Origin of the sequence: Enterobacter sp. Lyrl_3 (assembly GCF_051948675.1) — a bacterium.
Taxonomy (GTDB): Bacteria; Pseudomonadota; Gammaproteobacteria; order Enterobacterales; family Enterobacteriaceae; genus Enterobacter; species Enterobacter cloacae.
In genome coordinates, this window is the sequence record NZ_JAYJLI010000053.1 from 1 (window position 1) to 1,384 (window position 1,384).

Sequence of the window (1,384 nt, forward strand, 5' to 3'; positions counted from 1 at the left end):
AGGAAGTAGCGCGACGAGGAACGCTTATAGCTCGTCAGGCAACATGCTTTCGGTTGGGGATTTTGGGGTTGGTTCGGCTCTCCAAAATAAGCCCACAGATGCCAGTTCATCCTTCATCAGTGATGCCGATGGCAATACTCTGTGGGCTCCTGCGAATGGCTGTGGGTTCCAGAGTTCGTACACTGGACAGCGAATTGCGCAGTTATGGATCACTTCCGGTAGTGCGGTATTCAGCCGCTTTCTTACAACCAGTGACCCTCAAACACCAAAATCCTCAGTGCCGTGGGCGCAGCTGCAGTCTGCGGGTACATCGGACATTAACTTTAAAAAAGTAACAGGGGATCTGGATTTAGAAGTGTCTCTGGCCAACATAGTGGCAATGGACTTTAAGACCTTCTACTACCTCGCAGATGAAGCCAAAACGACTCGCCGCGGCGTCATTGCTCAGGAACTGGAAAAGATAGATCCGCAATATGTTCACTCGGCTGAGGAGTCGGGGAAAATGACGCTTGACCTCAATCCTCTGATGCTCGATGCGCTGGCGGCAATCAAAGCGCTGGCTGTCCGCGTCAGCGCCTTAGAGGAAGTGATCAACGTTGCGGCTCCTGGCTCATCCGCTGGTTAAACAGGGAATCGTCAGGCATATCAAGTCGAACATCGATCCAGCTGTTCGCCGGTACGTCCATCGGTTCACCTTTGGTTTTAATGATCTCACCTTCACCGCTCAGGATGTATTTTTGCTTGAAAAGACGGATTGTCAGGCCTCCGCTTTCCGTCTGCTCAGCTTCAACCACGCCAAGTTCTCCCATGCCACCAGGGTCCATCGGTGGCAGTAGCTGCCATCCCTCTGAAGCCAGTCCTGCCGAACCTGCGAGCACGTAAATACCTACGTCGAGGCGAGAAAGGGTTATGCCCTCCGCCTCTGTATTTGCTGTCCCGCAGCCGCACCAGGAGAAACCATCTTCGGCTACGTCAGCGCGCTGGCATGCATCGCGACTCGTTACTATGCGGGCAACTGGTGAGGCCGCTTTTAGCGTGCCATCGCTCGCCTTAGTGGTGTTCCCCGTTGTGTAGGCTTCCTGATACAGCCACCCTGTAGGTGTTCGGTAACTGAAGAAAGTCCGCCCTAACGTGTAGATTTGATGAATGCGAGTTGGTCTTCCTCCGCGAGCTATTACGATAGAGGTAATGCTCTGACTTCCTGAGACACCCATGTAGCTGGCGTCCTCTACCGACCATATAAACGATGAGGGGTAGGACTCGCTCATAGTATTAAGTGGAACTGATTCAGTAATTTCACGCCCCAGACCAAAAGCCCCCACAGTTAGAACTTTCTTTTGACCGGAATCACCCCAGGAACTTTGAGCATCCAATAAAGCGCTAC

Annotated in this window: 2 protein-coding genes; one reads left to right on the top strand and one right to left on the bottom strand. The window is 52.6% G+C overall.

Translation table 11 applies throughout. The features are described from left to right. The coding region (locus VF709_RS24800) for a tail fiber domain-containing protein (protein ID WP_369701569.1) at nt 1–625 on the top strand (625 nt) is incomplete at its 5' end. On the opposite strand, the gene VF709_RS24805 is transcribed toward VF709_RS24800, so the two are convergent. Then, a complete protein-coding gene (locus VF709_RS24805; RefSeq protein ID WP_072036502.1) occupies nt 591–1,268 on the bottom strand; it encodes a phage tail protein in 678 nt (225 codons plus the stop codon). The two genes, VF709_RS24800 and VF709_RS24805, sit on opposite strands and share 35 nt — an antisense overlap. Nucleotides 1,269–1,384 lie beyond the last annotated feature (116 nt).